Annotated in this window: 9 protein-coding genes; 3 read left to right on the top strand and 6 right to left on the bottom strand. The window is 40.2% G+C overall.

The features are described 5' to 3' along the window. The 6 genes from IIB50_00660 to IIB50_00635 form a co-directional block, all read right to left on the bottom strand. The coding region (locus IIB50_00660; GenBank protein ID MCH7529615.1) for a hypothetical protein at positions 1-151 on the bottom strand (151 nt) is incomplete at its 3' end. 6 nt (positions 152-157) lie between these two features. Further along, positions 158-868, bottom strand: a complete 711-nt coding sequence (locus tag IIB50_00655) for a thioredoxin domain-containing protein (protein MCH7529614.1) — start codon at positions 866-868, stop codon at positions 158-160. Positions 869-872: 4 nt separating this feature from the next. After that, entirely contained in the window at positions 873-1505 is a 633-nt protein-coding gene (locus IIB50_00650; protein MCH7529613.1) for a DUF3105 domain-containing protein, read from the bottom strand. An 11-nt stretch (positions 1506-1516) separates the two neighbouring features. Further along, the gene (locus IIB50_00645) at positions 1517-2584 is read right to left on the bottom strand and encodes a DUF3179 domain-containing protein (protein ID MCH7529612.1); all 1068 of its coding nucleotides are present in this window, start codon (positions 2582-2584) and stop codon (positions 1517-1519) included. Between the two features lies 1 nt (position 2585). Next, positions 2586-2900: a winged helix-turn-helix transcriptional regulator gene (locus IIB50_00640; GenBank protein MCH7529611.1), complete on the bottom strand. Its 315-nt coding sequence runs from the start codon at positions 2898-2900 to the stop codon at positions 2586-2588. Between the two features lie 44 nt (positions 2901-2944). Further along, positions 2945-3406, bottom strand: coding sequence for a dual specificity protein phosphatase family protein (locus IIB50_00635; GenBank protein MCH7529610.1), 462 nt, complete (start codon positions 3404-3406; stop codon positions 2945-2947). Between the two features lie 84 nt (positions 3407-3490). Here IIB50_00635 and IIB50_00630 point away from each other — a divergent pair, with 84 nt between their 5' ends. The 3 genes from IIB50_00630 to IIB50_00620 all read left to right on the top strand — a co-directional run bounded on the left by IIB50_00630 (position 3491) and on the right by IIB50_00620 (position 7088). Then, complete coding sequence (locus IIB50_00630; GenBank protein MCH7529609.1) at positions 3491-4258, top strand: ZIP family metal transporter; 768 nt, start codon at positions 3491-3493, stop codon at positions 4256-4258. Positions 4259-4324: 66 nt separating this feature from the next. Continuing rightward, the gene (locus IIB50_00625) at positions 4325-4867 is read left to right on the top strand and encodes a sigma-70 family RNA polymerase sigma factor (GenBank protein ID MCH7529608.1); all 543 of its coding nucleotides are present in this window, start codon (positions 4325-4327) and stop codon (positions 4865-4867) included. After that, positions 4851-7088: a fibronectin type III domain-containing protein gene (locus IIB50_00620; protein MCH7529607.1), complete on the top strand. Its 2238-nt coding sequence runs from the start codon at positions 4851-4853 to the stop codon at positions 7086-7088. The genes IIB50_00625 and IIB50_00620 overlap by 17 nt, the downstream gene beginning before the upstream one ends. The last annotated feature ends 68 nt before the right edge of the window (positions 7089-7156 follow it).

The following is a 7156-nucleotide window of genomic DNA, read 5'->3' as shown; positions in this document are numbered from 1 at the left end:
CTTCGTTTTCTTCATAGTCCATAAGAATACAATCTGGAACGGTATCAAAGGTTGTATTAGATTCTTTTGAATCACCACTTGAAAATATCATCACCCCTACCACGGCGACAACAGCGAGTATAATAATTGTGATGAATGTCTTGTTTATCATATTTCGTTATTGACTAGCAAGAGCCTTCTCAATAATGGTTTTGACTTGTTCATATGGAAGCGCTCCACTGAATGGAAATACTTCTCCGTCTTTATTTATCACTATCGTAAACGGAGTACCGCGACCACCGGAATCAATTGCGTTTCGAAGGTCTGCTTGAACTTTATCTCTGTGCCGTTCCGATTCAAGACACTCTGAAAATGCCACTTGTGGTAATCCGAGAGTACTGGCAAGTTCTTTGTACAAATCAGTTCCTAACCTGCTCTGATTATCAAAAAGTTCTTCTGTGAACTGCCAAAATATATCATTCCCACCAAGCTGGGCTGCACACTCTGAAGCCATGCCGGCAAGAAACGCATGAGAATGTATAGAAGTAAGGGGGAAATGTCGGTATACCCATTTTATTTCATTAGGATATTCTTCAATTATACGCGTAAGAGTTGGATGAAAACGCTTACAGAACGCGCATTCAAAATCTGAATATTCCACAATTGAAACTAAAGCATTTTTATTACCAAAAATATGGTCGTTTTCATCAACGGGACGAATATTTTCTGCGGTCGGTGAAAGATTATTGCCGAATGAACTATTCTCGCTACGCGGGACTGCACCACCAGCACTCCACCCGCTGTATATGACAGCTCCAGCTACAACTACTCCTGCGATAACAATAGCAATTGGAATTGGAATTGAATACTTATTGTCCTTCTCTTCCATACGTTTACCGTTGCGGACTTGGTCCTGAAATTCTTTCCGGTCCCCTATTTTTATACCTGCTAATAAAATCTTGTATTCTTTGATTATCCAACATATCGTTTTCAATATCGAAGCTGTCTATCCTCCTCCATGCAACGAGGGCTATATCGGTATCGTTTGACTGCCGCGGCGTGATTATGACTTTTGCTTCATCAAATGTTTCCAACTCTTCAAGAATAGAGTCCGAAATTCGTGGGTGGTACGCAATCCAAATATCGCCGTGTTCAAGATTATGTATTACTTGTTCGTCAAATAATGCCTCATCACGATCATAAAACCCAATGAGAGCGGGGTTTGCGTAGTGCCACCCTGAAGAAGGTGGGTTTGAATTGTATGGCGGATGTTCGTCGCCTTCTTTAATATGATTTCTGCCTTGATCGTCAAATACCACACTGAAGTCTTCGCTTTTGGGCAATTCATTTCTAACCGATACGAAAAACCAATACCCCAGAGCAAAAAGAATAAGAACAAGAATAAAATATCCAATAAATGATTTGGTAGATTGAGCTTTTTGTGCAGACTTATGCGAACTGTCTCGCATTTCTTGTTTTGCTCTTTTTCTTTCTTCGTATTCATTCTTTGGTGTTAGTTCATCCATATTTTTTATATTTATTTATAAAGCTCCGTATTGGGATGCACTGCAAGCCATGAGAACCAGAAACCTGCAATATACGGCAATTGAGTCTTGTTTTCCCCTATAAACATGCGCACTTCTCCAATGTCGCTTTTCTCTATAGTAATAAGTTCTCCGTCAAAAGTGTCAGTTGTTGTGCTCTCAGTCAATGCAGGCGAATGATACGCCTTGAACTTTCCATTCACCTCAATACCAAGTACTATTTCTTTTTGATGAAGTCTGCTGTCGCTGAATGTCGCACCAAAACTGACGGTGTCATCGGTATAATAGTCTCCGTACGGATCCGATCCGTATATGCGAGTTGCTCCGGTGTTACGAGAAAGAACTTCGGTATCTGCATACTTTTTCTTCCAGTCACCATACAGTACGGTGTCGGACGGAATAATTGAAAGACGAAAGCCGGTAAATATTCCAAGAACTGCTTCACCGAGAACTTGCGACCACAGTGATTCATTCTCTGGATTATCTGAGCGGTTATACATAAGAAGATTTGACTGCCACAGTTTGCCCGACACACCAAATTCAACAGGCTTGCCATTAATTTTTCTTTCAAACACGACACCGGTTGCACAAAGCGGACAATAAGTCACCACAATAGGGTCATCTGCTATGGTATCGTTTACTATCTCGTGCCACACAAGAATTTGGTATGGATAAAACCGTTTAGTCCCTTTATACACAATTCCAAGACCGACACTACTGTCCTTCAAAAACCCTTCTGCCTCCTTTATGCCTATAAACTTCGGACTGTCAATTGACGGAATGCCGTCTTTTGGCGGGCCACCTGAGAGAATTTCATCAAGCGGTATTGAATGCTTGACGCCATCGGTGACAAATACTTCTCGTGTTGATTTTGGCATAGTGCTGTTTGATTTATCTATCTCACTATTTTCTTCCGAAGCGTTACCAAACATCACACCTTCAAATTCTTCAAGTGTAATGGTGTCGCCTCTTGGGATTTGAAATGATTCTCCCCTTATAAAAAAGTAGGTCGCCACCGCAACAAAAATAATGATTATTACAACTAATACCTTAATTGCCATATTATCGTTTAAATATACCAATAACGCTTATCAAATTTTTTGTAAATGAATTGTGCTTTAACTCATAGCAGATCGTCTGTCCTTCCCGAAACGAAAGTACCACACCTTTTGATTCAAGTTTGGAGAGCTGGTGTGATGCAGCAGAGTTTGAAACACAAACCGAATCAGCAATTTCGTTGACGCACATTCCGTCTTTTTCTTTGAGCAACAGACACAATATTTTAAAACGGGTCGGGTCGGAGAGAATTTTAAACGCAGATGTGGTTCTTATAACTTTATCTATATCATGCATATGTACATATGAACATATGTTCATATGTTAGCATATAGAAACAGCGAGTCAATGTAAAATACTGTGGATTACTTCTTTATATTTTCCTTGAAGTGGTTGAGTGACTCAACCTGTTCTTCGTTTAGGTGAACGACTGGACGCTTTTTTTTTATTTTACCTATTGCCTCCTCAACCGTATCGCCTTGTGCAACAAAATACGCGGCGACCATCGTCGGCGCCCGACCATGCCCGTGTTTGCAATGTACATATACTTTTCGTTTGAGCGCCACACACTGCTCCAAAATCGCAACGCCAACGGTAAATTGATCTTCATTCGGTGAATGCTCGTCCGCTGTAGGGAGCCAGAAAAAAAATTCAACACCAAACGGCTGGTCGACACGCTCCTTTTCAAGAGACATGTCCGCCGTTATTCTTTTTTCCAGCAGTTCCTTGCTGAAATGTGTTCCGCAACAAGCATTGGTGCCAATAAAAATTTCATCGGTAATTTGATTATATTCAAACTCAGTCGCATGATGATTTTTTTCTTCCATGATGATTTACAGTATAGCATAGCAAAAACTGCACAAAGAAGCTGATTTATTGTATACATGCAACTTGTGCGCTATTATTTTTCTATGGTTACCATATATCTATACGCTTTCTCAAGCGTCATAATCATCAGTCTTATATCACTCATTGGAATTATGGTTCTATCATTGCGGAAGGAACTTCTCCAAAAAAGTATTTTTCTAATAGTGAGTCTTGCAATTGGTGCACTTTTTGGTGGTGCTTTGATTCACCTCATACCAGAAGCATTTGAGAAAATAGAAAATTCAGCTCTGGTTTCCCTACTTATTATTTCAGGTATTCTGTCATTTCTTGTTTTGGAAAAATTTCTCATGTGGCATCACTGTCATGGTCATGGTAGTAACGAAGATCATACTGGCGACAATATTAAACCACTTGGTTTTTTGGTTATCATTTCAGACGGTATACACAATCTTGTAGACGGTATCATCATCGGGGCAAGTTACCTTATAAGCATTGAGGTCGGCATCGCTGCCACTATTGCCGTTATACTGCATGAAATACCACAAGAAATCAGCGACTTTGGACTTTTAATTCATGCTGGATTTACCAAAATGAAAGCGCTCGCTATTAATTTTGCAACAGCTCTATTGGCAATAGTTGGAGTGGGAATTGCATTTGTTCTTGGTGGAAACAGTGAAATATTTACTCCTGCAGTGCTCGCTTTTGCTGCTGGAGGATTTATTTACATTTCGGGATCTGACCTTGTGCCAGAGATTCACAAAATTTCTGATTTAAAACGCTCGTCTTTGCAACTTTTTATGATTTTGGTTGGAATAGGGTTAATGTTTGCACTTTTGCTGCTTGAGATATAAAAAACGGTATAGTTGCATTTTGTAACCTTTTCTGGGTACAGTTACATACTGATAGAGAAAGCTACTGTGAATTCAGGTGGTATACAACTGCATATTCTGATTGAAGAGGCTAGAAATGGGAGCGAGAAGGCATTCCGAGAGATTTTTGAGCACTTAAATGACCGGCTCTTTCTCTATTGTCTATCGCATACCAAAGGTAGAGATGACGCTTTGGATATTCTACAAGATACATTCGTGGAACTGTGGATAGGACTTCAAAAGTTCTCCTACAAGTCTGACGAGGCATTCTACGGATTTATCTTCACAATACTCAAGCGAAAGCTCATTAGATATTACAAAAAATCAAAACGCAAGACAGTGTCTTTAGAGGAGAACGGTTTGGATCCCAGTTATGAGATGGAAAAAGAAGACCATCGTTATCTTCTAAGACATATCAGCGCGCTTGGCGAAAAGTATCAGGATTTACTTCGACTCCGGTATTGGTCAGGCATGACTTTTGGAGAAATATCTTCGGTCTTGGGGATTACAGAAAGTGCAGCGAAAGTGCGCCACCACAGAGCATTACAAAAATTACGAGTTAACCTACATGAACATGGAAACACCATCTAATGATATTGAGAAAAAACTGGAAAAAATAAAGCCTGTAAAACTCTCGGATTCAGAGAAAGGTGTTTTGTGGTCTAAAATTATGCGTGATATAGAAACAAAATCTTACGAAAAGAAGCTATCAATCTTTTCAATTTTCAGCAGGAAGTTTGCTTTTGCATCCATTTTAATAGTGGCTCTTGTTGGAGGTTCGACAGTAACTGTTGCAACAGCAAATGATGCAAAACCTGGAGACTTTCTCTTTCCTATTGATATTATATCGGAGAAAATGCAACTTGTATTTACAAAGAGAAATAAAAAAAGCACCTTGCGTCTCAGGTTTGCCGAGGAGCGGTTAAATGAGGCAAGGATTACACTTGCTGCTGTCACCGGCACAAGTAACTTCTATAATAACTCAATAACGGAAACAAATCTTGAAACAGCACAAAGTGCGCCACTTGCTGGACACGTATTCGATGCGGGCGATATAGACAAAGCAAATGAAGCGCTAACGGTGGCTCTTGGCTATCTGGAAAACACACGCATCATCCTTGTAGATGAGGGGAATGAAATCGCTCTCTTTATCATTGATGACATTATCAGTGATTTGACAACGCTTGCTGTGGATTATATGAACAACCTTGATGAACTCAAGATCACAATTAAAGATGATGAAGAAAAAGTTAGTATTAAGATAATTGCTTCAAGCGATGGGCTTAAATCCAAGTTCAAATTTGAACAGGAAGAAGGAGAAGAAGAGGGAAAAATAAAGATTGAACTAAAAACAGAGAAAAAAGATGGTGAAAACGAGCTTAAGACTGAATTTAAATTTGAACAGAAGGAGGATGGAGAGATCAAATTTAAATTTGAGTTGAAGAATAAAAAGGGTAAAAAAGATGGAAAGAAAGGAAAGATTACTCTCTGTCATGTCCCTCCTGGCAATACAGATAACGAGCAAACCATAAAAGTAGGTAGTTCTGTAGCGCGAGCACACTTGTCTCATGGGGATGTGTTAGGTGCATGTGCGGATGATAGTGCAGATGACGACGCTCCAGATGAAACTGATCCAGTACTTTCATCAATTGGAAGTGATGTAACGGGAGACACAACTGCAACTATTACTTGGACTACTGATGAAAACGCTGATAGTAAAGTAGAGTACGCTACTTCAACACCTATAGATGATGCATTTGACCCGCAAACAGTATCAAACACAAATGATGTAACATCACATAGTATTAACCTAACAGAGCTTCTTGCTGAAACAGAGTATTTCTACGAAGTTTCATCAAAAGACCCATCTGGAAATAAAACCACATCAAGTGTTCACTCGTTCACTACTGCCCCAGAGGGTGATACTACAGCACCGACAGTCAGTAATGTTGCATCGAGCACAACTCAAACTACTGCAACCATAACATGGGACACTGATGAGATTTCAGACAGTACAGTTCACTACGACACGACCTCTGGAGTCAGTACTTCCGATTCATCAGTGCACTCTGCAAATTATGAAACAAGCCACTCACTAATAATTGCCGGACTGATAGCTGAAACTACATACTACTTTATCGTCTTGTCTGAAGACCCGTCTGGGAATGCAACAACGTCAAATGAGTTTACATTTACAACCAAACCGCCCACACCAGACACAACAAACCCAGTTATAAGTAATGTAAATGAGACGGTCGACAGCCACACCTCAGCGACAATTACTTGGACGACCGATGAGGATGCCGACTCTATCGTTTATTACAGCAGTACCACCGATCCAGTCAACACTAGCGACAGTGAGACAGACTTTGTCAGCAACACTTCCATGACACAGAGCCATAGTATAGAGCTCTCTGGACTACTTGAGGGAACAACTTACTTCTATACCATTGTTTCAAGCGATACTTCAGGCAACACAGCAACATCAAGTGATCATCATTTCATCACAACAGCTCCTGATACTACCGCACCAGTTATCAGTAGTGTGGCTTCAGCAAATATAACTGCAAGCACAACGGTTGTCACTTGGACAACCGATGAGAATGCAGACAGTACGGTCTACTATGACACCACTTCAGGATTCACAATAAGTGAAAGCATACCAAAAGTGGAAGATGGTATACTAACGGTAAGTCACTCGCTTGATATTACTGGACTCACCGCTAGCACGACCTACCACTTTATCGTAGAATCTGTAGATAGCTTGAGCAACACCGCAACATCAAGTGAGCAGTCGTTCACCACACTGTAAATTGACACATTCATCGTGCAACAAAAAAGAGGGGCTAATGCCCCTCTTTTTTGTTTGATGTATTTGAA

This window comes from Patescibacteria group bacterium (genome assembly GCA_022560785.1).
GTDB lineage: Bacteria > Patescibacteriota > Minisyncoccia > Phycocordibacterales > JADFSL01 > JADFSL01.
Note: the sequence above shows the minus strand (reverse complement) of the source record. Positions and strands in the feature narration are given on the sequence as shown.

Bases quoted from the DNA above. Each gene is read 5' to 3' on its own strand.
- IIB50_00655 (MCH7529614.1), bottom strand. From the start codon at position 868: ATGGAAGAGAAGGACAATAAGTATTCAATTCCAATTCCAATTGCTATT.
- IIB50_00630 (MCH7529609.1), top strand. From the start codon at position 3,491: ATGGTTACCATATATCTATACGCTTTCTCAAGCGTCATAATCATCAGT.
- IIB50_00620 (MCH7529607.1), top strand. From the start codon at position 4,851: ATGGAAACACCATCTAATGATATTGAGAAAAAACTGGAAAAAATAAAG.
- IIB50_00640 (MCH7529611.1), bottom strand. From the start codon at position 2,900: ATGAACATATGTTCATATGTACATATGCATGATATAGATAAAGTTATA.
- IIB50_00645 (MCH7529612.1), bottom strand. From the start codon at position 2,584: ATGGCAATTAAGGTATTAGTTGTAATAATCATTATTTTTGTTGCGGTG.
- IIB50_00635 (MCH7529610.1), bottom strand. From the start codon at position 3,406: ATGGAAGAAAAAAATCATCATGCGACTGAGTTTGAATATAATCAAATT.
- IIB50_00650 (MCH7529613.1), bottom strand. From the start codon at position 1,505: ATGGATGAACTAACACCAAAGAATGAATACGAAGAAAGAAAAAGAGCA.